Origin of the sequence: Fuscovulum sp. (genome assembly GCA_035192965.1) — a bacterium.
GTDB lineage: Bacteria > Pseudomonadota > Alphaproteobacteria > Rhodobacterales > Rhodobacteraceae > Paragemmobacter.
This window is the reverse complement of the sequence record CP136571.1, coordinates 715,393-738,219: the sequence shown is the minus strand read 5'-3', so window position 1 is coordinate 738,219 and position 22,827 is coordinate 715,393. Positions and strand designations below refer to the sequence as shown.

General features: G+C 65.3%; 24 protein-coding genes. 12 read left to right on the top strand and 12 right to left on the bottom strand.

Features of this window, described 5'->3' with window-relative positions; translation table 11 throughout:
* Nucleotides 1-12 precede the first annotated feature (12 nt).
* Both RSE12_03655 and RSE12_03650 read right to left on the bottom strand, forming a co-directional pair.
* Nucleotides 13-2,520: an FtsX-like permease family protein gene (locus RSE12_03655; GenBank protein WRH63441.1), complete on the bottom strand. Its 2,508-nt coding sequence runs from the start codon at nt 2,518-2,520 to the stop codon at nt 13-15.
* Nucleotides 2,517-3,200 carry an ATP-binding cassette domain-containing protein gene (locus RSE12_03650; GenBank protein WRH63440.1) on the bottom strand — a complete coding sequence of 228 codons (684 nt, stop codon included), beginning with the start codon at nt 3,198-3,200 and terminating at the stop codon, nt 2,517-2,519. The genes RSE12_03655 and RSE12_03650 overlap by 4 nt, the downstream gene beginning before the upstream one ends.
* Here RSE12_03650 and RSE12_03645 point away from each other — a divergent pair.
* From RSE12_03645 to RSE12_03630, 4 genes are all read left to right on the top strand, one after another.
* Nucleotides 3,199-3,900: an arylesterase gene (locus tag RSE12_03645; GenBank protein WRH63439.1), complete on the top strand. Its 702-nt coding sequence runs from the start codon at nt 3,199-3,201 to the stop codon at nt 3,898-3,900. The two genes, RSE12_03650 and RSE12_03645, sit on opposite strands and share 2 nt — an antisense overlap.
* A gap of 7 nt (nt 3,901-3,907) precedes the next feature.
* The gene (locus RSE12_03640; protein ID WRH63438.1) at nt 3,908-4,216 is read left to right on the top strand and encodes a hypothetical protein; all 309 of its coding nucleotides are present in this window, start codon (nt 3,908-3,910) and stop codon (nt 4,214-4,216) included.
* A gap of 128 nt (nt 4,217-4,344) precedes the next feature.
* Nucleotides 4,345-5,763 (top strand): FAD-binding oxidoreductase, encoded by a 1,419-nt coding sequence (locus RSE12_03635; protein ID WRH63437.1) that lies wholly within the window; start codon nt 4,345-4,347, stop codon nt 5,761-5,763.
* A gap of 3 nt (nt 5,764-5,766) precedes the next feature.
* The gene (locus tag RSE12_03630) at nt 5,767-6,957 is read left to right on the top strand and encodes an MFS transporter (protein ID WRH63436.1); all 1,191 of its coding nucleotides are present in this window, start codon (nt 5,767-5,769) and stop codon (nt 6,955-6,957) included.
* Nucleotides 6,958-7,242: 285 nt separating this feature from the next.
* On the opposite strand, the gene hemC is transcribed toward RSE12_03630, so the two are convergent.
* On the bottom strand, nt 7,243-8,187 hold the full coding sequence (hemC, locus tag RSE12_03625) for a hydroxymethylbilane synthase (protein WRH63435.1): 945 nt from the start codon (nt 8,185-8,187) through the stop codon (nt 7,243-7,245).
* Nucleotides 8,188-8,226: 39 nt separating this feature from the next.
* Here hemC and RSE12_03620 point away from each other — a divergent pair, with 39 nt between their 5' ends.
* The 3 genes from RSE12_03620 to RSE12_03610 are packed head-to-tail and all read left to right on the top strand — an operon-like array spanning nt 8,227 to nt 10,518.
* Nucleotides 8,227-8,580 carry a hypothetical protein gene (locus tag RSE12_03620; protein ID WRH63434.1) on the top strand — a complete coding sequence of 118 codons (354 nt, stop codon included), beginning with the start codon at nt 8,227-8,229 and terminating at the stop codon, nt 8,578-8,580.
* On the top strand, nt 8,577-9,614 hold the full coding sequence (hemE, locus tag RSE12_03615; protein ID WRH63433.1) for a uroporphyrinogen decarboxylase: 1,038 nt from the start codon (nt 8,577-8,579) through the stop codon (nt 9,612-9,614). Before RSE12_03620 ends, hemE begins: the two co-directional genes overlap by 4 nt.
* A gap of 1 nt (nt 9,615) precedes the next feature.
* Nucleotides 9,616-10,518 (top strand): DMT family transporter, encoded by a 903-nt coding sequence (locus tag RSE12_03610; protein ID WRH63432.1) that lies wholly within the window; start codon nt 9,616-9,618, stop codon nt 10,516-10,518.
* A gap of 31 nt (nt 10,519-10,549) precedes the next feature.
* Here RSE12_03610 and RSE12_03605 read toward each other — a convergent pair whose 3' ends face one another.
* Together RSE12_03605 and hemF are read right to left on the bottom strand one after the other, a co-directional pair.
* Complete coding sequence (locus RSE12_03605; protein WRH63431.1) at nt 10,550-10,909, bottom strand: hypothetical protein; 360 nt, start codon at nt 10,907-10,909, stop codon at nt 10,550-10,552.
* A gap of 25 nt (nt 10,910-10,934) precedes the next feature.
* Nucleotides 10,935-11,795 (bottom strand): oxygen-dependent coproporphyrinogen oxidase, encoded by an 861-nt coding sequence (hemF, locus tag RSE12_03600; protein WRH63430.1) that lies wholly within the window; start codon nt 11,793-11,795, stop codon nt 10,935-10,937.
* 118 nt (nt 11,796-11,913) lie between these two features.
* On the opposite strand from hemF, the gene RSE12_03595 reads away from it, so the two are divergent.
* On the top strand, nt 11,914-12,309 hold the full coding sequence (locus RSE12_03595) for a hypothetical protein (protein WRH63429.1): 396 nt from the start codon (nt 11,914-11,916) through the stop codon (nt 12,307-12,309).
* Here RSE12_03595 and RSE12_03590 read toward each other — a convergent pair whose 3' ends face one another.
* From RSE12_03590 to clpS, 3 genes are all read right to left on the bottom strand, one after another.
* The gene (locus RSE12_03590) at nt 12,310-13,116 is read right to left on the bottom strand and encodes an SDR family oxidoreductase (protein ID WRH63428.1); all 807 of its coding nucleotides are present in this window, start codon (nt 13,114-13,116) and stop codon (nt 12,310-12,312) included. It lies immediately after the preceding gene.
* Nucleotides 13,117-13,128: 12 nt separating this feature from the next.
* Nucleotides 13,129-14,115: a methyltransferase gene (locus RSE12_03585; GenBank protein ID WRH64730.1), complete on the bottom strand. Its 987-nt coding sequence runs from the start codon at nt 14,113-14,115 to the stop codon at nt 13,129-13,131.
* Between the two features lie 153 nt (nt 14,116-14,268).
* Nucleotides 14,269-14,610 carry an ATP-dependent Clp protease adapter ClpS gene (clpS, locus tag RSE12_03580; protein WRH63427.1) on the bottom strand — a complete coding sequence of 114 codons (342 nt, stop codon included), beginning with the start codon at nt 14,608-14,610 and terminating at the stop codon, nt 14,269-14,271.
* A 162-nt stretch (nt 14,611-14,772) separates the two neighbouring features.
* On the opposite strand from clpS, the gene RSE12_03575 reads away from it, so the two are divergent.
* Both RSE12_03575 and RSE12_03570 read left to right on the top strand, forming a co-directional pair.
* A complete protein-coding gene (locus RSE12_03575) occupies nt 14,773-15,480 on the top strand; it encodes an HAD family hydrolase (GenBank protein ID WRH63426.1) in 708 nt (235 codons plus the stop codon).
* Nucleotides 15,481-15,689: 209 nt separating this feature from the next.
* Nucleotides 15,690-17,351, top strand: a complete 1,662-nt coding sequence (locus tag RSE12_03570; GenBank protein WRH64729.1) for a D-alanyl-D-alanine carboxypeptidase family protein — start codon at nt 15,690-15,692, stop codon at nt 17,349-17,351.
* Nucleotides 17,352-17,411: 60 nt separating this feature from the next.
* Here RSE12_03570 and ccoS read toward each other — a convergent pair whose 3' ends face one another.
* From ccoS to ccoG, 4 genes are read right to left on the bottom strand one after another with little or no spacing between them, the layout of a single operon-like run.
* A complete protein-coding gene (gene ccoS, locus RSE12_03565) occupies nt 17,412-17,570 on the bottom strand; it encodes a cbb3-type cytochrome oxidase assembly protein CcoS (GenBank protein WRH63425.1) in 159 nt (52 codons plus the stop codon).
* Nucleotides 17,571-17,580: 10 nt separating this feature from the next.
* Complete coding sequence (locus tag RSE12_03560; protein ID WRH63424.1) at nt 17,581-19,833, bottom strand: heavy metal translocating P-type ATPase; 2,253 nt, start codon at nt 19,831-19,833, stop codon at nt 17,581-17,583.
* 4 nt (nt 19,834-19,837) lie between these two features.
* Nucleotides 19,838-20,302 (bottom strand): FixH family protein, encoded by a 465-nt coding sequence (locus RSE12_03555; protein ID WRH63423.1) that lies wholly within the window; start codon nt 20,300-20,302, stop codon nt 19,838-19,840.
* A gap of 1 nt (nt 20,303) precedes the next feature.
* Complete coding sequence (gene ccoG, locus RSE12_03550; protein WRH63422.1) at nt 20,304-21,734, bottom strand: cytochrome c oxidase accessory protein CcoG; 1,431 nt, start codon at nt 21,732-21,734, stop codon at nt 20,304-20,306.
* 61 nt (nt 21,735-21,795) lie between these two features.
* Between ccoG and RSE12_03545 the strand changes: the two genes are divergently transcribed.
* A complete protein-coding gene (locus RSE12_03545; protein ID WRH63421.1) occupies nt 21,796-22,011 on the top strand; it encodes a hypothetical protein in 216 nt (71 codons plus the stop codon).
* 94 nt (nt 22,012-22,105) lie between these two features.
* Entirely contained in the window at nt 22,106-22,822 is a 717-nt protein-coding gene (locus tag RSE12_03540) for a cytochrome c biogenesis protein CcdA (GenBank protein WRH63420.1), read from the top strand.
* The last annotated feature ends 5 nt before the right edge of the window (nt 22,823-22,827 follow it).

Here is a 22,827-nt window from a genome sequence, read left to right as displayed (position 1 = left end):
AGGGCCGCACCCCTATTCCTGTGACCGCAACACCTGCGCCGGACGCGCCGCCAGTGGGCGCAGCGCGAACAAAAGCCCCGCCGCCATGGTGGCCAACACCCCGCCCAGCACGATGGCAAAGGCCGATACCGGCTCGAACCGGTAACTCGCCTCCATCACGAAAACCATCACCGCCCATCCGGCAATGCCCCCCGCAACAATCGCCACCACGCCCGCCGCCGCCCCCATCAGCGCCGACCGCAGCGCAAAACTGGCCAGAATCTTCCCCCGCGTCGCCCCCAGCGTCTTCAGCACCGCCGCCTCATAGACGCGCGCCCGCTCCCCCGCCGCCGCCGCACCGATCAGCACGACGAACCCGGTCACCAGCGTCGCTGCCGCAGCCCAGGCCGTTGCCGTGGCAATCGCCTCCAGCGCCTCGGTCACGCGGTCAATCGCCTCGCGGATGCGGATGGCGGTCACGTTGGGATAGGCCTTCGACACATCCCGCAGGATCGCCGCCTCGGCCTCTTCCTCGGCATAGACTGTGGAAATGAACGTATGCGGCGCCCCTTGCAGCGCGGTTGGGTTCATCGTCATCACGAACCCCATCCCCGCGCTGGAAAAATCCACCTGCCGGAAACTGGTGATCGTCGCCGGGATGTCGCGGCCCAACACATTGACCACCAACTCATCCCCCAGCTTCAGCCCGATCTCCTCGGCCTCCTCGGCGGCAAAGGACACCTGCGCAGGCCCCGTGTAATCTTCGGGCCACCACTCGCCCGCCACCACCTGCGCGTTTTCCTGCGGCTGGGTGGCATAGGTGATCCCCCGGTCGCCCCGCACCACCCAATGCTCGCCGGCCACCTCTTTCGCAGGTCGACCGTTGATCTGGGTCAGCACCGCGCGCAGCATCGGTGCGCTTTCCACCTTGCTCACCGCAGGGTCACCCTCGACCCGCGCCAGAAAGCCCTCGATCTGGTCGGGTTGGATATCGACAAAGAAATAGCTCGGCGCGCGTTCCGGCAGATCGGTTTCAATCGCCGACCGCAGGTTGGAATCGATCTGCCCCACCGCCGCCAGCACCGAAAGCCCCAGCCCCAGCGACAGGATCACCGCCCCCGCCTCTTCGCGCGGCCCGCCAATCGCGGCCAGCGCCATGCGCAGCGGCACCCGCCCCCGCGCCAACCCGGCCCGCGCCGCCGCCCTTGCACCCCAGCGCAGCCCGATTGCCGCCAGCGCCAGCACCAACAGCGCGCCGATCACACCGCCCGCCGAACCCAGCGTCAGCTCCCATGTTCCCGAAAACCATACCGCGCCGCCCACCAGCAGCACGGCCAGCGCTGCAATCGCCCACAGATGCCGCGCCACAGGCCAACCGCCCCGCCCCGCCCCACGATACAACGCTGCCGCCCGCACCCCTTCGGTCCGCGCCAGCGGCCACAGAGTGAACAGGAACGCCGTCACCAACCCATAAAAGGCCGCCTCCATCAACGGCATGGGATACAGCCCGATCTCTGCCGGGAAAGGCAGCGCCGCCTCGATCACCCCGCCGAACAGAATGGGCAAACCCGCCCCCAACAACAGGCCCAGCACCACGCCGACCCCTGCCAGAACCGCAATCTGCAAAAGGTAGATGCGGAAAATCAGCCGCCCTTCGGCACCCAGCGTTTTCAGCGTGGCAATCGTCGCCACCTTGCCATCCAGATAGGCCCGCACGGCCGCCTGCACGCCCACGCCGCCCACGGCCAACCCGGCAATCCCAACCAGAATCAGGAAAGACCCGATCCGTTCGACAAACCGCTCCACCCCCGGCGCGGCGCGGCGGCTGTCATCCCAGCCCATCCCGGCATTGGCAAACTCTGCCTCTGCCCGTCGCTCCATAGCGGCAAGGTCCGTGCCCGGCGGCAGCACCAGCCGGTATTCCGTTTCAAACAGCGATCCGGGTTCCAGCAACCCCGACCCCGCCAGATCGGCCGTCCGCACAATCGTGCGCGGCCCCAGTGAAAAGCCGCCATTGGCGCTGTCCGGCTCGCGCAACAGCACCGCGCCCAGCCGGAATTCCTTCACACCCAGCCGGAACCTGTCACCGGGGGTCAGCCCCAGCCGATCCACCAGCACCTTGTCCATCACCGCACCGGGCGCCCCATCCTGCACCGCCAGCGCTTCGGCCAGCGTTCCGGCCTCAAGCTCCAGCGCGCCCAGCAACGGATAGGCGTCATCCACCGCCTTGATCTGCGTCAGCGCGGTTTCCTCGCCCACCACCGCCATCGACCGGAAATCCACGATCTCCGACACGCGGTCTGCGATGCCGTCCATCCAGGCCCGTTCCTCGGGCGTGGCGAAACGATAGGTAAACTCCATCTGCGCATCGCCGCCCAGCAGCACCGCGCCTTGATCCTCCAGCCCCTGCTGGATCGCCGCGCGCACCATGCCCACCCCGGCAATCGCCGCCACCCCCAGCGCCAGACAGGCGAGGAACACGCGAAACCCCTTCAACCCGCCGCGCAACTCGCGCCGGGCAATCGTCCAAGCGAGGCTCATACGATGCCCTCGCCCACCACACGCCCGTCGGCCAGCCGCACCACCCGGTCACAGCGCGCCGCCAGTTCTGGCGCATGGGTCACCAGAACCAGCGTCGCGCCATGCTTGTCGCGCAGGCCGAACAGCAGGTCCATGATCGCCTGCCCGTTCACCCCGTCCAGATTCCCCGTCGGCTCATCCGCCAGCAGGATCGCCGGGCGCGGTGCCGCCGCCCGCGCCAGCGCCACGCGCTGCTGCTCACCCCCCGACATCTGGCTGGGATAGTGGTCCATCCGCGCGCCCAACCCCACCGACTGCAACTCTGCCTCGGCGCGGACAAAGGCATCTGCCACGCCCATCAACTCCAGCGGCACCGCCACATTCTCCAAGGCCGTCATCGTGGGCATCAGATGAAAGGACTGGAACACCACCCCCATCTTGCCGCGCCGGAACCGCGCCAGCCCATCCTCATCCATCGCCGTCAGATCCTGCCCCAGCGCGTGAACCGACCCGCCCGTCGCCTGCTCCAACCCGCCCATCAGCATCAGAAGCGATGATTTCCCCGATCCGCTCGGCCCGATCAACCCAAGCGTCTCGCCCCTATGAACTTCCAGTGATATACCCTTGAGGATATCGACCGGCCCCGCATTTCCCGCCAAGGTCAACCGTGCATCCCTCAGCGTAAGAACCGAATCCACCATGAAAATCGCCTCTGTATCTCTGCCCAAAGCCACATATGGCGCGCGCACGCTGCGGCGCAACATCACATTGGCGACAGTGGCTGTAACGCTTGCGGCCCTCATTCCCGTCGCGGCCAGCGCCGAACCCGTCACCATCGTGGCGCTGGGTGACAGCCTGACCGCAGGCTATGGCCTGCCCGAAGGCGAAGGCTTCGTCCCCCAACTGCAAAGCTGGCTCACCGCACAGGGGGCCGATGCCACGGTGATCAACGCAGGCGTCTCGGGCGACACCACCGCCGGGGGCCTCTCCCGCCTCGACTGGTCGCTCACCCCCGAAACCGATGCGCTCATCGTCACCCTCGGCGGGAATGACCTGCTCCGCGGCCTGCCGCCCGAAGAAACCCGCAAGAACCTTGATGCCATCGTCAAACAAGCCACCGACCGCGGGCTGGACGTGCTGGTCATCCCCATGCAGGCCCCCGGCAATTACGGCCCCGAATACAAGGCCGCCTTCGATACCCTCTACCCCGACATCGCCCAAACCTACGGCGCGCGCCTCGCCATTCCCTTCTTCGCCCCCCTCGCGCCCGATGCCACCAATCTGGCCGACCTCACCCCCTGGATGCAGCCCGACGGCATCCACCCCAACAAGGATGGCGTGGCAAAGATCGTCGCAGGCCTCGGCCCCGCTGTGCTAGAACTAGCAATGTCAACGGAGTGAACGCCCCATGGTCCCAGCCCTTGTCGAAACCCTCTTCTTCATAGGTTTCTTTGCGCTCTGGCTCGGCTTCGTCCTTATCTTCATCTCGATCGCTATCCCGGTCTTTTCCCATCCGGCCTATTGGAAAACTCTCTTCGCCCCCTTTTACGAACGTTCCCGCATCGGGGTCGAGGTGATCAATCACGCCTTCCAGACCGCCGGAAAATCCCGCCTTAACCGCGTAGGCCAAGCCCTCGGCGCCATAGGCATCTCCCTCCTAATCCTCACCTTCCTTCTCTGGTTCGCCCTCCGCATCGCCCAAGGCCCGACCGCCTGATCTTCATCTCGGCCCAAATACTCACCTTCACCCAGCCACCCACCCCGTGCCACGCCGGGGCCTTCATTCCCCCTTGCAACTCCCCCGCCCCCGTCCGATCACTCCGCCATCAGACGGAGCCGCCTCCCATGTCCCTCATCGCCGATCTCTCCACCCTTCTCGGCGCGTCCAACGTCGTGACCGGCCCCGACATGGAACGGTTCTCGCGTGACTGGATGGGCAATTACCACGGCACCCCCATCGCCGTGGCCCGCCCCGCCACCACGGCCGAGGTGTCGGAAACTGTCCGCATCGCCGCCCGCCACGCCATCCCCGTGATCCCCGTCTCCGGCAACACGGGTCTGACCGGCGGCACCTATACCGAAGGCGGCCTCCTCCTCTCGACCGAGCGGCTGAACCGCATCCGCGACCTGCGCCCCGATGCCCGTATCGCGATTGTCGAAGCCGGGGTCATCCTGTCCAAACTCCACGATGCCGCCGCCGACCACGGCCTCTACTTCCCGCTCTGGTTCGGCGCGCGCGGCTCGGCCATGATCGGCGGCGTGCTTTCGACCAATGCCGGTGGCTCCAACGTCCTGCGCTACGGCTCCACCCGCGCGCTCTGTCTGGGGCTTGAGGTTGTGCTGCCCGATGGCCGCGTCCTCACCCTCATGTCCGAACTGCACAAGGACAATTCGGGCTACGACCTGAAGCAGCTTTTCATCGGGGCCGAAGGCACGCTTGGCATCATCACCGCCGCCGTGATGAAACTCGTCCCCGCCCCCCGCGCGCAGGCCACGGCAACGCTTGCCGCCCGGTCCCTTCCCGACGCGCTGATCCTTCTGAACCGCCTGCAAGCCGCTTCCGGCGGGCTGGTCGAGGCCTTTGAATACATGCCCGCCGATTACATGCGCCGCCTGCTCAAGGTCCGCCCCGACATAGGCCAACCCTTCACCCAACCGCATGACTGCACGATCCTCGTGGAACTTGCAGCCACCTCGCCCGCGCTGACGACCGCACAGGCAGATGGCACCATCCCGCTGGCCGATCTGCTGGAAACCACCCTCGCCCAACTCATGGACGAAGGCCTGATCCTGGACGCCCAGATCGCCCGGTCCGATGCCCAGCGCAGCGCCATGTGGGCACGGCGCGAAGCCGCTGCGGAAATCGGCGCTGCGGTCAAACCCATGATCGACAGCGATATCGCCGTGCCATTGGACAAGGTCGCCACCTTCCTTGACCGCATCACCCCCCGCCTTGCCGATATCGCCCCCGGTGCCGACACTGTCACCGTGGCCCATCTGGGCGATGGCAACCTGCATTTCTCGGTCTATCCGGGTGATCCGTCCAAGGCCGTCTATGACCGCGTCATCCACGCGATCGAAGATATCGTGCAAGACCTCGGCGGTTCCTTCTCGGCTGAACATGGCGTCGGCCTGTCCAAGCTCAACTCGATGGACCGCCGCAAAGACCCCGTCGCGCTGGATGTGATGCGCGCCATCAAGGGCGCACTGGACCCGAACAACCTGATGAACCCCGGCAAGGTCATCCCCGCGGCAAAGGCCTGATCCATGTCCTCGCTTGCCGTGCTGCGTGACCCGACCCTGCGCCTGATCGCCATTGCCCTGCTGCTGCTGGGGGCGTTGAACGCCTCGGTCTATCCCTACCAATCGCTGGTGGGGATCGAACGCATCGGCATGAGCGAGACAACCTTCGCCCTCGTCCTCGTGGCCGCCTCTGCCGTGTCCGTCACGGCCTCGGTCCTGCTGGGCATCCTCACCGATCAGGGCGCAGGCCGCCGCCGCATCGCGCTTCTGACCACCGCCTCCGGCACGGCGGGCGTAGGGTTGATGTATCTGGCCCCCTCGCCCCTGACCTTCGCCCTGTGCCACGGCCTGCTGTTCCCCGTCGCCACCTCGCTTTACGGCCAGCTTTTCGCCCTCGCCCGCCTTGCCCGCTCCGATGACGGGGCCGCCCGCGACGCCATCCTCGCCACGATCCGCGCCGCGCTTTCGCTCAGCTTCCTCGCCATGCTGATCTTCTGGACCTTCGCCTTCGGCGCGGGCTTGGATGTCATGGCTGTCTACCTGTCAGCCACCATCGCCGCGGTCGCCCTGTCGGCGCTGCTGCACCTTTATTGGCCGCGCGACGGGCAGACCACATGGGAAGACCGCCCCTCCGGCCTCAACTTCCGCCGCGCCTTGGGAGAGGTCGCCTCACCCCCCATCCTGCTGCGCCTGCTGCTGCTCGGTGCCATCGCCTCGGCGGGCAACCTCTACATGATCCTGACCGCGCTGGTCTTTGATGCATCACCCACCCGCGATGCGGGGGATGTGGCGCTCTATATCGGCCTCGTCGCCGGGTGGGAGGTGCCCTTCATGCTCCTGCTGCCGCTGATCACGCACCGCTTCCGCCGCGAAACCCTGATCGGGGCGGGAACGCTGCTCTATTGCACCCATCTCGCTTTGATGCCGGTGCTGACGGAAACCGCTTGGCTCTGGCTGCTGACCCTGTTCGCAGGGCTTGGCGGCGCGGCCATCCTGACCCTGCCCATCGCCTATTATCAGGACCTGCTGGCCGGTCGTCCCGGCACGTCGGGGGCGATGATCGCGCTGCAACGGCTGGTGTCGGAACTGCTTGCCGCCGCCGCCTTCGCCATGGGCGTGGTGGTCGGCGGTTACGCCTTCACCGCCATCGTCGGCGCGGCCATCGCCATCACCGCCGCTGGCACCCTGATGTGGGTCGACCGCGCCCGCAGGTAGGCGTTTTTTGCCACAAAAAACGCGCCGGAATTTGACGCAAATTCCGCCAGCGCCTCAATCAGAACCCGTTTCCTGCGTCAGGAAACGTCGCGAAATCTGCGTCAGATTTCGCCCCCGCTCACCAACATGGCAAAGCCGCTGCTGCAAATTCCGGGTGGTCTGCCTTATGATTAACGAATGAAGCAGGCACCGCGCGTATGCACAGCCGTCTGCACCGGGCGCTGCACCGCCAGCGGCACGGCCATTCTCAGAAAAACGGAAAAATTAACGCGCCGTATCAGGGGCTTAACGCCAGCTAAAGAACCCCGCCGGCGCCCGCCCCAGCAATTCCTCCGCCAGATCGCGCCCCAGCGCCGCCGCATCGGCCACGCCACCCCGCCGCTCTCCGGTGATCGACTCGCTGCCATCGGGCCGCAGGATCTCGCCCCGCAGCCAAAGCGCATCCCCGTCCAGCATCGCCAACCCGGCAATCGGCGTCTCGCAAGACCCGTCCAGCCGCGCCAGCATCCCGCGCTCGGCGGCCAGCCGCAGCCCGGTTTCCTTGTGGTGAATGGCGGAAAGCAGCCACTCAACCCGTTGATCCGCAACCCGTCTTTCGATACCGATCGCGCCCTGCGCCACCGCTGGCAGCATTTCCTCGGGCGCAATCGCCGCCCGCGCCACATGCGCCATGCCCAGCCGGTTCAGCCCCGCCATGGCAAGGAAGGTGGCCACCGCCACCCCTTCCTCCAGCTTGCGCATCCGCGTCTGCACATTGCCGCGGAACTCCACCAGCTTTAGATCCGGCCGCCGCAACGCCAGCTGCGCCCGCCGCCGCAACGATGACGACCCCACCACCGCCCCCTGCGGCAGATCGGCCAGCGACGCCACGCCGGGTGAAACGAACCCATCCCGCACATCCTCGCGCGGCAGATAGCAATCCAGCACCAGCCCCTCAGGCTGCGCCGTCGGCATGTCCTTCATCGAATGAACCGCTATATCTATGGTCCCTTCGATCAGCGCCTCCTCGATCTCGCGTGTGAACAACCCCTTGCCACCGATCTCTTTCAGCGGCTTGTCTAGGATCTGATCGCCCGTCACCTTGATGACCACGATCTCGAACGCCTCATCCGGCAGGCCGAACGCCTCCCCCAGACAACGCCGCACCTCATGCGCCTGCCACAGCGCAAGGGGGGAACCACGGGTGCCGATCTTCAGCGGTTGGGCGGGGGAGGGAAGCGGATACATCATGCCCCAAGGCATACAACTGTCATCTTTGCCTGACAACTCTTGACAAGCCCGCGCCGCCAGCCGACCCATGACAGCATGACGCTGTTCCTGTTCTTCGCCCTGATCGCCTCTGCTGCGCTGCTCTCTCTCGCGTTCTGGATGGAACGCAGCGCGATCATTGGCGGGATCAACGGCGCGAACGGCCTCACCATTCTCGTGGCCTTCATCGTCTCGGCCAGCGCAACGATTCCCGTCGCCGCCATCACCTGGTGGGTGCAGGGCGCGCTTTGGGCGGCAGCGGTGATCCTGATCTCTTCCCTCTGGCATCTGGGCGCATGGCGCTTTGCCATGTCCTCCCTGCAATCCATCGCCCATCGCTCCAATGGCGACATCAGCCCGAAAGTCCGCCCATGACCAAACCCGCCAAGACGATCCTGCGCGCCCTCGCCGGGGAAACCCTGCCCACCCCGCCGATCTGGATGATGCGTCAGGCAGGCCGCTACCTGCCCGAGTACCGCGCCACCCGTGCGCAGGCGGGTGATTTCCTGAAACTCTGCTACAACCCCGAACTCGCGGCCGAGGTCACGCTGCAACCGATCCGCCGCTACGGGTTCGACGCCGCAATTCTGTTTGCCGATATTCTTCTTCTACCCCAAGCCCTTGGCCCAAAGCTCTGGTTCGAAACCGGCGAAGGCCCGCGGATGGAAACCACCACCACGATGGATCAGGTCAAGGCGCTCAAGCCGACCGATGCCATCCATGACACGCTGTCACCCATCTACGAAACCGTCCGCATCCTCGCCCGCGAACTGCCCACCGAGACCACGCTGATCGGCTTTGCCGGCGCCCCGTGGACCGTTGCCACCTACATGATCGCCGGCCAAGGATCGAAGGATCAGGCCGCCGCCCATGCCCTGAAAAACAACGACCGCGCCACCTTTCAGGCCCTCATCGACCGCATCACCGATTCCACCGTCGAATACCTCTCTGCCCAGGTGAATGCCGGGGCCGAGGTGGTAAAGCTCTTTGATTCCTGGGCAGGCTCGCTCAAGGGTCAGGATTTCGAAGATTTCGCCGTCAAACCGGCGGAACGGATCATCTCTGCCCTCAAGGACCGCCACCCCGGCCTGCCCATCATCGCCTTCCCGCGCGAGGCGGGCGATGGCTATATCGGCTTTGCCGCCAAGACCGGGGCCGATTGCGTGGCGCTCGACAATTCCATCACCCCCGAATGGGGCGCGGAACATGTGCAACCGGGCGGTTGCGTGCAGGGCAACCTTGCCCCGGAACACATGGTCACCGGGGGTGAGGCGCTGGTCCGTGAAACCCGCCGTGTGGTGGATGCCTTCCGCAAGGGGCCGCATATTTTCAACCTGGGCCATGGCATCACACCCGACGCCAACCCCGACAATGTGCAACTGATGATCGACACGGTCCGCGGGGCCTGACATGACGCTTCCGCTCTGGGTCTGGGCCGCCGTGATGGGGGCCATAGCCCAGACCGGGCGCAATGCCACACAGGCGGGGCTGACCACGGCGCTTGGAACAGTCGGCGCAACACAAGTCCGCTTCCTGTTTGGCCTGCCTTTCGCCGCGCTGTTCCTGCTTTTCCACGCCTTATGGTCTGGCGACCCGATCCCCCTGCCCGGTCCCGCCACCCTTGGGTGGACGGCGCTTGGCGCTTGGGCGCAGATCGCAGGCACGGCACTCATGCTTTTGCTGATGCGGGATCAATCCTTCGGTGTCGCCACCGCATGGCTGAAAACCGAGCCCGTCCTCGTGGCACTGCTCGGCACGGCCCTGCTCGGCGATCACCTCACCCCCGGCACCTTTGCCGCCATCGCCATCGCCGTGGCGGGTGTTCTGATCCTGTCGGTCAAGCCCGGCCCCACCTTGGGGCACTTCTTTCACGCCCGCCCTGCCGCCCTCGGCCTGCTGGCGGGCCTCGGCTACGGCCTTGCCGCCATTGGTTTTCGTGGCGGCATCACCGCCCTGCCCGATGGCAGCTTCCTCACCCGCGCGCTGACCACGCTCACACTGGCCCTCACCATCCAGACAGCCACGCTTCTGATCTGGATGCTGCTCTTCGACCGCACTGCGCTGGCCGGTTCCTTCCGCGTCTGGCGCTCATCCCTTGCCGCGGGCTTCCTTGGCGCTTTCGCCTCGGCCTGCTGGTTCACCGGCTTTTCCCTCACCAGCGCCGCCAATGTCCGCACCCTGGCCCTGATCGAGGTGCCGATGGCCCAACTCGTCTCATGGGTCCACTTCCGGCAAAAAACCACCCCGCGGCAACTGCTTGGGATGGCTGTCATCCTGTCCGGCGTCGCCGCCCTGCTCTGGCAGCAGGGCTAGGCCTTGCAGGCCGGGGATCAGGTCAACAGGCTCAGCCCAACAGCCCCTTCAGCACCGCCAGCGCCGCCTGACCATCGGCGTCATCCGCCCGCACAATGACAGCGACCTCGCTCACCATGCCCAGCTTGGCCACCATGCCCGGCCGGATCGTCAGCGTGAATCCCTCATCGCCGAAAACCACTGTCTCCACGGCATCTTTCGCGGCAAAGATGTCGTCCGACACCTCCAGATACAGCCCCTTCCGGTCCCCCGGTCGGCCTTCAAAGATCACATAGCCATCTTCCGGGTCTTCGCTCGCCGCAAAACCGACGGCGTGCTCCGCCCCCTCGACATCCGTCCAGAAGGCCCGCGCCCGTATCTCGATATCCGCCACGCCCTGCTCCCTTGTCATCCTGCCACCGGCCCGCGCGGGCAGGTCACGTCCATTTCGCGATCGGCGGCAGGCTCATCAGCACGGCATTGGCATCATGCCCCGTTTCCAACCCGAACTTGGTGCCACGGTCATAGACAAGGTTGTATTCCGCATAAAGGCCGCGATGGATCAGCTGGGTTTCCCGATCCGCGTCGGTGAACGGCGTATCAACCCGCCGCTCGGTCACCGGCACGAAAGCGGGCAGGAAATGCCGCCCCACCTCTCGCGTAAAGGCGAAATCCGCCTCCCAGTCGCCGGTATGCAGGTCATCATAGAAAATCCCGCCCACACCCCGCGCCCGCCCGCGATGGGGCACAAAGAAATACTCATCCGCCCAGGCCTTGAACTTCGGGTAATAGCCAGCGTCATGCAGATCGCAGGCCGCCTGCATCTGGCCGTGGAAATGCGCGGTATCCTCGGCGTATTCGATGGCCGGGTTCAGGTCAGACCCGCCCCCGAACCACGCCGCATGCGGCGTCCAGAACATCCGCGTGTTCATATGCACCGCAGGCGCATGGGGGTTCACCATATGCGCCACCAGCGAAATACCGGATGCCCAGAACCGCGGGTCCGTATCCATTCCCGGCACGCCACGCGCGGCCATCGCCTTCTGCGCCCGCTCGCCCAGGGTGCCATGCACCTCGGACACGTTCACGCCCACCTTCTCGAACACACGCCCGCCGCGCATCACGCTCATCAACCCGCCGCCGCCATCAGCCCGCGTCGTGGGCGTCACCTCGAACCGCCCCGGTTCGCCCGTCCCATATCGGTCCTCCAGCCCCTCGAACGCTGCCACGATCTGATCCCGCAATTCGCGGAACCATGCGGCGGCACGGGCTTTACGGGCATCAAACGGGTCGGTCATCGGTGTCTCTCCAAGTTTACACCGCCATGCCTAGCACTGGAAAACCCCGCGCGCCAACATGGCATTTGGCACCATCCGCCCAAGCGCGTAAAATGCCCGCAAACCAAAGGACATCGCCATGAGCCGCCGTCTTCTGCCTGCCCTTCTGATCCTTATCGCCTGCGGCACCCCGCAGGAACAATGCATCAACCGCAACACCCGCGATCTGCGCACGATGCAAAGCCTTGTCGATGAAACCCAAGCCAACCTCGCCCGTGGCTACGCGATCGAGGAATACACCGTCTGGGTTCCCGTCTGGCAAATCTGCGAGGTTCAGCCCTCCACCGATCCGGCCCAGCCCGCCCCGCCGCCGCGCTATTGCTTTGAAGAAGAACCGCAGACGAAGACCCGTCCAAAGGCCATCGACCTAAACGCCGAACGGGCCAAGCTGGAAAGCCTGTTGCAACGCCGCGATGAACTGGCCCGCGCCGCGCAGCCCGTCATCGCCCAATGCAAGGCGCAATATCCCGAATGATCAAAACGTCGGCGCGGCCACCGCATCCAACAGGCCGCGCCCGCCATCCAGCGTCAGCACCTGCCCGGTCATGAAGCCAGACGCGTCGGATGCCAGAAAATGCGCCGCCTCTGCCACCTCATCGGCGCTGGCGATCCGGCCCAGCGGCGTACCAGCCTCGATCAGATCGCGCCAATCCGGGTGTTCGCGCAGCTCACCCTGCAAAGACGCGCTCATCACCGATGCAAAGGACACTGCGTTCACGCGAATCCCCTTCGGCGCCAGCGCCACCGCCAGCGACCGCGTCATCTGCTCCACCGCCGCCGAACTGATCGAATAGCCCAAAAGCTGCGGCTGCGTCCGCACCGCCGCCAGCGATGACAGATTGATGATCGACCCGATCATCCCCTCAACCCCGGTCTTTTCCGCCTTCTGGATCATCCGCTTCGCTGCCATCTGGCTCAGCCGCAGGCTGGTCAGCAGGTTCTGCTCCAGCAGATCCTCCACCGCGTCCTTTTCCGGGTCCAGCTCATCGGACAATGCGCATTGGCGGCTGGCATTCACCAGAATGTCGATCCGGTCAAAGGCATCCACGGTGGCCGACAGCAGGTTCGCCATGGTCAGCTTCTGGCGCAGATCGCCTGCGAACATGCGCACCTGCCCTTCCGCCCGCGCATCTTCGCCCACCTCATCATCCAGCCGCACCTCATCCATGTCGGCGAACATCACATTCGCCCCCTTGTCCAGAAAGTGCCGCGCGATGGCCAGCCCGATCCCGTTGGCCGCCCCCGTGACGATGGCCGTCTTGCCCGAAATGGAAAAGCTCATGGGATTCCCTGTTTACCGCGCCCGCAGCGGGTGCGAGGCCCGTATTACCCGAAAGGCCGCGTCGCCGCCAATATCCTGCACCTCGCGGAACAGGGCCGTCAGCGCGCGATCATAGGGCAGGTGCCGGTTTGCAACCAGCCACAGCACCCCCGGCGGCGAAAGCATGCGCGCCGCCGCGCCGATAAAGGCGATCCCCAGCCCCGGATCGGCATCCCGTCCCTGATGGAAGGGCGGGTTCATCACCACATGATCCATCACGCGCGGCAGTTTCACCGTGGTCGCATCGGCCCAATGGAACACCGCCCGCTCATCGGTCACATTGGCCCGCGCGCAATCCAACGCATCTGCCTCGGCCTCGACCAGATGGCATTCCTTCACGCCCGCGAGCGCCAGCACCGCCTGCGCCAAAAAGCCCCAGCCCGCCCCCAGATCAGCGACGCGCCCCTTCATCTCACCCGGCAGGGCAGCGGCCAGCAAGGCCGACCCCAGGTCAATCCCATCGGCGGAAAACACCCCGGCCACCGTGCGGAACCCGGCGACGTCCACCGCCACATCCGCCCAATCTTCCAGCCCCGGCCCAGCAGGGAACACGGCCAGCTTGCCATGCGCCTTGGACAGGGCCTCGGACAGGCCCACCCGCCCGCGCAATTCCTTCAGCAGCGCATCGATGCCATCGGTCTTTTGCCCGTCCACCGCCACAGGCCCGCCCGGCACCACCATCGCCGCCGCCTGCGCCACCAGCGCGCGCGCCTGCGCCTTGGCGCGCGGCAGGCAGACCACCGCCGCCGCATAAGGCCCCGCCGCGTCGCGCAGCGCCGCATTGCCCCGCGCCGCAAACCAATCGAAATCCGGGCGGAACCCGGTGATCACTTCCACCCGGTCCTTGGGCAGATCGGCCAGATCATCCCCGATCCGGGGCCGGATCACCGCCACCTTGCCCTCGGCAGGCACCACGAACAGCCCGCCTTCCAGCGCCATGGTCAATCGGGCAGATCGCATCATTCATCCTCTCGAAAAGCACCGCGCACCATAGGCGGCAAAGGCGCGCAAGCCAACCCAAGGCGAAATCTGACGCAGGAAACGAAAAACCGCCCCAAGGGCGGTTTCACCGGAATTTGCGTCAAAGATCGCCATGCGCAACGGTGTGACCCGTCACTCCTTCTCCATCGTGCATTGCAGCGGGTGCTGATGGCGGCGCGCGAAATCCATCACCTGCGCCACCTTCGTCTCGGCCACTTCGAACGAAAACACACCCACCACTGCCAGCCCCTTCTTGTGGACCGTCAGCATGATGTCAAAGGCTTGCGCATGGCTCAGTCCAAAGAACCGCTCCAGCACATGCACGACGAATTCCATCGGCGTGTAATCATCATTCAGAAGCATCACCTTGTACAGCGGCGGGCGCTGCGTCTTCGACTTGGTCTTGGTCAGCAGACCTGCGTCATTCCCCGGCCCCTCAGGGGTTCCAGACAGGATGATGGGGCTCAGGTTCACTGGCGGGTACTCCGGTCAGACAGGGGATTCGCAAAGTTCTTTGGTGGTTGGAATATAATCCATTCCCGCGCGGCGAAAAGGGGGCCTTCTGCCCTGCGGCCTCAGGCTTGCGCCGGGCGCGGCCTCAGGGCATCACAAAGCGACGAACAGGGAACCCACGCCATGCCAGCCGACCGCCGCATCACCACCATCGGCTTTGATGCCGACGATACGCTTTGGCAGAACGAATCCTTCTTCCGCCTGACCCAGGACCGTTTCACCGCCCTGCTGGCCGACTATGCCGATCCCGACCACCTGCATGACCGCCTGCTCGCCGCCGAACGCCGCAACATCGGCCATTACGGCTTTGGCGTCAAAGGCTTCACCCTGTCGATGATCGAAACCGCCATCGAGGTGACCGAAGGCCGCGTCCCCGCCGCCGTCATTGCCGATCTGATGGCCGCTGGGCGCGAGATGCTGGAACATCCCATCGAACTTCTTCCCCATGCCCGCGCGGCAGTCGAGGCGATGGCACAAACCCACCGCGTCCTGCTCATCACCAAAGGCGACCTCTTGGATCAGGAACGCAAACTCGCCCAATCCGGCCTTGGCGATCTGTTCTACGGGGTGGAAATCGTGTCGAACAAGACCGCCCCCGCCTATGCCACGATCTTCACCCGCCATGGCCACGGCCCGGACCGCGCGCTGATGGTGGGCAACTCGCTCAAATCCGATGTCATCCCCGTGATCGAGGCGGGCGGCTTCGGTGTCCACGTCCCCCATGGCCTGACCTGGGCACTGGAACAGGCCGATCCACCCAGCGACCACCCCCGCTTTGCCGCGCTGGACCACCTCGGCCTCCTCCCCGATCTTGTGGCAAACCTCGGTTGACACACCACACCTAGCGCGCCCACACCACGCCTAGGCGGCTTTGCAACACCTAAGCTTTGCGGTCAAAGTCATTGAAATTCAGGGGTTTTCCGCGTGAAACCCATGTGCTACCTTTCTCTTAGCAGACAAGCCCCACAAAAAACCGGGGCATCCAGAGGCAGGAACAAGGAACCAGCGACGTGGCATCGCTCATTGGGCATTTCGCCCGCTTGCTTTCGTTTTCGATACTCGCGGCCATCACGGCCCTTCTCGCCGCGTCACCGCTGCGCGCCGCCCCTTATGCCTCGATCGTGATCGACGCCCGCACCGGCGAGGTCCTGTATTCCGAAAACGCCGACACCCGCCTGCACCCCGCCTCGCTCACCAAGATGATGACGCTCTACATCGCGTTCGAGGAAATTCAGCGCGGCAATATCTCGCTCGATACGATGGTCACCATCTCAAAGCACGCCGCCGCGCAGCCCCCATCGCGGCTTGGCCTGCGGTCCGGGCAAAAGATTTCGCTGCGCAACCTGATCCGCGCCGCTGCCATCAAATCTGCCAATGACGCCGCCACCGCCATTGGCGAGGCGATCAGCGGCAATGAACCCGATTTCGCCCGCCGCATGACCCGCACCGCCAAGGCGCTGGGGATGACCAACACCACCTTCAAGAACGCCAACGGCCTTACCGCGCAGGGTCACCTATCCTCCGCCCGGGACATGACGATCCTTGGCCGCCACCTGTTCTATGATTTCCCGCAGTATTATAACCTGTTCTCGCGCCGCTCGGTTGATGCGGGGCTGGCCACGGTGAACAACACCAACCGCCGCTTCCTTGATGCCTATGAAGGCGCGGATGGGATCAAGACAGGCTATACCGTCGCTGCGGGCTTCAACCTGACCGCCTCGGCAGATCGCGGCGGCAAGCGTCTGATCGCCACGATCTTCGGCGGCAAATCGACCGCCGACCGCAACGCCAAGATGATGAAACTGCTCGACCTCGGCTTCGGCAAGGCGCCGCGCAACGCGCCCGTCAACCCGCCCGACGCGCCCAGCTATCAGGGCGGCGAGGAAATGCTCGTCGCCGATACCGATCTTCCCGTCACCGCCGATGGCGCGGGCAAAACCGTCCGCGCCTCCATGCAGATCACCACATCTCTGCGCCCGCAGGCCCGGCCCGGCGCGGCGAGCGCACCCCCCGAAACCGTGGTCGCCACGGCCGAGGCAGTGGATGCCATGCAATCAGGCATCGAAGGCGCGCTCGCCGCCGCCCTTGCCCCCGAAGACAGTCTTGAGGCACAGGCCGCCGATCTGGCACAGGCAGCCGCACCCGCCGCCGCCCTTGCGGTGGATGATGTCGAACTCGCCTCTGCCGGCACCAGCGCCACCGATGCGCTGCCGGATGCCGATGCCCTCGCCGCCGCGCTTGCCCCAAGCACGCCCGAAGGCACCGCCACATCAGAGGCGATGGCCGCAGCCACCCCGACAGAACCGGAACCCGAAATCATCCCCTTCCAGGTCGTTTCCGCCGCAGGCGTGGCCGTCTCGCCCCGCCCGCAAAAGCGCAACGCCCCGATCTTTGATGATGTCAGCGCCCCCGCCACCACCGACCTCCCGGCAGAGCCGGAGGTGATCTTGTCCATCTCCACCTCGGGTGACAGGCATTGGGGCGTGAATGTTGGCCGCTTCGGATCAAGCTATGATGCCGAACGCGCCCTGCTCCGCACGCAGCTGGTGGAAAGCGCCACGCTGAACGGATCGCTGCGCAAGGTGATGCCGCGCAGTGGCGGGTTTGACGCCACCTTCGTCGGGCTGACGCAGGATCAGGCCGATCTCGCCTGCCGCCGCCTTCAGGCCCGCGCGATCCAATGCTTCACGATGGGGCCGTAACGGCCACCGTCCCGTTATCAATAATCTTGAAAGATTTTTGCCTGCGCCTTCGGGCGCAGGTCACGGCTTGGGATGATCGTCCCATTCCTTGGTCAGGATGCGGTTCGCATCCCCTTCCGGGTCGTCATACTGCTTGTTCTTCATGGCCCAGAAGAACGCCACCAGCCCAAGCCCGCCCAGAAACAGCGACATCGGGATCAACAGGCTCAGGATCGACATTTCCTATCCTTCACTTCAACCGCAGCGCATTCAGCGAAACGGTGATCGACGACAGCGACATCGCCGCCGCCGCCGCCAACGGCGTTGCCATTCCGACCAAAGCCAGCGGCACCGCAATCACGTTATAAGCCGCCGAAATCCCGAAATTCTCGACAATCCGGCGCGAGGCCTGACGGCTGATCCGCAGCGCATCGCCGATAGGTGCCATATCCTGCCCAAGCAGCACGATATCCGATGCCACCCGCGCCGCATCCAGCGCGCTTGCGGGCGATACCGACACATGCGCCGCTGCCAGCGCCGCCGTGTCGTTCAGCCCGTCGCCCACCATCAGCACCCGCCGCCCCTCAGCCGTCAGCCGCGCCACCGTCGCGGCCTTCTCGGCGGGCAGCGCGCCCGCGGTCCAATCGGCAATCCCCAATCGTCCGGCCAGTTCGCCCACCGCACCCGCCACATCGCCCGATACCAGCATCACGCGCAGCCCCTGCGCCCGCAGCGATGCCACTGCTTCTGCCGCGCCGGGGCGCAGGCTGTCGGCAAAGGTAAAGGCCCGCGCCGCGCCCTCTCCGGTGCACAGATAGGTGGCCGTCACGTCCAGCGGATCGCTCCCGCACCATTCCGCCCGGCCCAGCCGCACCTTGCGGCCTTTACAGACGCCCTCAACCCCATAACCCGGAACCTCGCGCAACTCCTCCACCCGTGCCGGGTGAATACCCGCCGCCCGCGCCCCGGCCACCAAGGCCAAGGCCAGCGGATGCGACGAAGCCGCCGCCAGCGCTGCCGCCACCTCTACCGCGGTCACCGGGTGCTCGCCCAAATTCGTCACCTCCGGCGCGCCCATGGTCAGCGTCCCGGTCTTGTCGAAGACCACCGTATCCACCTCGGCCAGCCGCTCCAGCGCGGTGCCATGCTTGATCAGCAATCCTTTGCGAAAAAGACGGCCCGACGCCGCCGTCACCACCGCAGGCACGGCAAGGCCCAAGGCACAGGGGCAGGTGATGATCAGCACGGCGGCAGAGATATTCACCGCAAAGCGCAGATCGCCCCCGGTTTTCCACATCCAGAAGCCAAAGGCGCTGAACGACAGGATATGCACCAGCGGCGAATACAGCCGCGCCGCCCGTTCCGCCAATGATGTATACCGCGTCTTCGCACTCTCCGCGATCGCCACCAGATCGGCCATCCGGTGCAAGCTCGACGCCCGCCCCGCCGCTGTGACGCGCACCACCAGCGGCCCGGTCAGGTTCACCTCACCCGCCGACACCACCACGCCCTCCCCGGCAAAGACCGGCAGGCTTTCCCCCGTCAACAACGACCGGTCCAGTTCCGACTGGCCCTCCAACACCACGCCATCTACCGGCATCCGTCCGCCCGGCCGCACCCGCACCAGATCGCCCACCGCCACCTCGGCAATCGGCAGCACCACCTCGGCCCCGTCGCGCAGCACGGTTGCGCGCGGCACTTCCAGCGCCGCCAACTCCTCTGCCGCAGACCGCGCCACTGCCCGCGTGCGATGGTCCAGATAGCGCCCCGCCAGCAGGAAGAACGACAACATCACCGCCGCGTCGAAATAGGCGTGATGGCCCGAATGCCACGTCTCGAACAACGAAATCCCGGATGCCAGGATCAGCGCAAGGCTGATCGGGACATCCATTCCCAGCCGCCCCACCCGCAAACTGGCCCAGGCCGATTTGAAGAACGGCTGCCCCGCAAACACCACCGTGGGCAGCGCAATCGCGGCGGAAATCCAGTGGAACAGATCCCGCGTCGCATCCCCCGCGCCCGACCAGACGGCAACAGACAGCAGCATGACATTCATCATGCTGAACCCCGCCACCCCCAGCCGCATCAACAGATCGCGCCCCTGCCGGTCCGTCTCGGTCGTGCTGAGCAAACCGGGGTCCAGCTCATGCGCCTCATACCCCACACCCTTCAGCGCGGCGATCAGCGGCTCCGCTGTCACCTCGGCACCTGCATCCACGCTCACCCGCCGAAGCGACAGGTTCACCCGCGCGCTCCGCACACCCGGCACGGCTTGCAGCGCTTGCTCCACTGTCACCATACAGGCCGCGCAATGCGCCGTGGGAAGGGACAGCATCAACCGTGCCCCCTGCATCTCGGCCGCCATGGCAGCAATGCTCTGCGCGCTGGGTGCGGCAATGCAGGCCGGGCAGGCCGCAGCCTGCACATGCTCAGTCACCGGGCCGGACAAAGCGCCAGACAAAGGACCAGTCAATGAGCCGGAAAGGGGCGCGGAAACCGTCATCGCCTTACCCCTGCGCCTCATCCATCACGAACAGCTCCAGCCGCTGCTTGAACTTCGTGCCATCCTGCGCTTCGGCTTCGACCACCAGCATCCACTTGCCCCGCGCCAGCGGCACATCGGCAGACCATACCCCCGCCACCCGCACGAATTCCGGCCGCACATCCTGCTTTGTCTCGGTTGCCCGGCCCACCAGCACCTCAAGCGACCGCATCGCCGCAGGCAAGCCCTCGGCATCGGTCACATCCAGCGTCAGCCTGCCGCCCGTGTAATCAGTGGCCACAGTCCAGCCCAGCGCCTCTTGTGCCTTGCGCTCGGCATCAAAGGTCTGGCTCGCCACATATCCATTGGCCACTTCCAGCCCCGGAAAGGTGCTGATGGCCTGATAGGCCATCACCAGATTGACCGCGATGATCACGCCAAAAGCGCCCACCGCGATTGCCAGCACATGCCTGCCCTTCAGTTCCGCCATGTCACTGCCCCCTGCCGTTGAACACGGTATCATGATTGACCCGCGCCGTCCCCCGCGTGTCGGCGATCCACAGGCGCAGGTCGGTCCGATCTGTCACCGCCGCCGGCGATCCCGGAGCGGCCTCGATATAGACACGCTGCTGTAAGGTCTCATTCGCGGGCACCCGCACCAACGCATCCTCGCTGCCTTCCAACCGCAGCACCAACCCCGCCTCCGATGTGACGGAAACCGAGAACAGCGCATCATCGCCAGTCTTGTTGCGCAACCGCATGTCATAGGTGTTGCGGATCGTGCCATCCGACAGCGTCACATAGGTCGGGTTCCGCACCGGCGACACGTTCACATCGATCTCTGACCGCATGAACAAGGCCACCACCAACCCCACGCCGACCCCGGCCCAAAGCACGGTGTAAAGCACCGTCCGCAGCCGGAACACATGGCTCCACACCGATTTCGGCGTCTGCCCCGCCTTTTCCCGCACCTCATCGGTCAGCGCCATATACCCGATCAGGTCGCGCGGCTTGCCGATCTTGTCCATCGTGTCGTTGCAGGCATCGATGCACAGCCCGCAGGTGATGCAGGCCAGTTGCTGCCCGTTGCGGATATCAATTCCCATCGGGCAGACATTCACACAGGCCATGCAATCGATGCAGTCACCCTGCCCCTCGGGCACTTCACTCTTATGCAGCTTGCCACGCGGCTCGCCGCGCCATTCGCGATAGGCGATGGTCAGCGTATCCTCATCCATCATCGCCGCCTGAATCCGCGGCCAAGGGCAGGCGTAGATACAGATCTGTTCCCGCGCGAACCCGCCAAAGGCAAAAGTCGTCAGCGTCAGGATCAGCATGGTCAGATAGGCAACCGGATGGGCCGTCCCCTGCACCAGATCGACGGCCAGCGTCGGCGCATCGGTAAAGTAGAAGATCCACGCCCCGCCTGTGGCCAACCCGATCAGCAACCAGATCGACCATTTCACCGCACGTTTGCGGATCTTCTCGCCATCCCAGCCCTGCCGATGCAGGCGGATGCGCGCGTTGCGATCCCCCTCTACCCAGCGTTCGACAAGGATATAGAGGTCGGTCCACACCGTCTGCGGGCAGGCATAGCCGCACCAGACCCGCCCCGCCGCGCTGGTGAACAGAAACAGGCCCAGCCCCGCCATGATCAAGAGCCCGGCCACGAAATAGAATTCATGCGGCCATATCTCGATCATGAAGAAAAAGAACCGCCGGTTCGCCATGTCGATCAGTACCGCCTGATCCGGCAAGTTCGGCCCCCGGTCCCAGCGGATCCACGGCGTCAGGTAATAAATCCCCAACGTCACCGCCATGATCCACCATTTCATGGACCGGAACGCCCCCTTCACCCGGCGCGGAAAGATCGGCTCGCGCGCGGCATAAAGGCTTGGCGGTTCGACATCTGGGCTGCTCACGGTATTCTCCCGGGATTCTGTTGCCCCCGGTATCCTGCACCGGGGGCTCGCGCACATTGACATGCATCAATCCAGCATCCGCGATGCACCTTTGTCGCATCTGGCACAAAGAACCAAAGACCAGTTCCAAGAATTTTCCCGAAAATTCTTGGAACTCTCCGGCGGAAAATTTTGCATGAAAAATTTTCCGCCCTGCCGCCCGAAAATTTTCTGCAAAAATTTTCGGGCCTTGGCGGACGAAACGGTCCTGCACAGCCCGGCGATCACCGTTGCGTGACCGCAAGAAACGCAGGGCCCGCGCGCGCGTATGGACAGGATAACACGGGGGTGGGACGCGCCCTGTCCCCGCCCCCATCGAAAGCACCACCCTGATGCTGCAACTTCTTCTTGCCTATGGCGCTGGTCTGCTCACGCTGATCAATCCTTGCGTCCTTCCGGTGCTGCCCATCGTGCTGGCCTCGGCCTTGTCAGCAGACCGGCGTGCGCCGCTGCGCCTTGCCCTTGGCATGAGCCTGTCTTTCGTCGTGCTGGGTGTCGGTCTCTCCGCCGCGGGGTCCAGCCTTGGCCTGTCACCCGAACGCGCGGCGCAGGGGGCGGCGCTTTTGATGGCTGTCTTCGGCCTGTTCATGCTGGTTCCCAGCCTGTCAGCCGGTTTCGCAACAGCCACGGCTGGCCTCGCCGCCCGCGCCGATCAGTCCATCCGCACCGATTGGGCGGCCTCACCCAAAGGTCAAATCCTTGGCGGCCTTCTCCTCGGCGCGGTCTGGAGCCCCTGTATCGGCCCCACGCTCGGCGCGGCCATCTCGCTCGCGGCCCAACGCACCGATCTTCTGGGCGCAACGCTGGTGATGATCGCCTTCGCCGCCGGCGTCTCGACCCTCATCCTTGCGCTGGCCTATGGCGCGAAATCCCAGCTTCAGGCGCGCAAGGCGCTTCTGGCCCGCCTCGCCCCCAAGGCCAAGCCGATCCTCGGCGCAGCCTTCCTCGCCGTCGGCCTCTTCCTCTGGTTCGGCCTCAACCACCCGGTCGAGGCCTGGCTGCTCGACACGCTTCCCCCGTGGCTGACCGATCTTTCGGTCGCCCTTTGATCCAT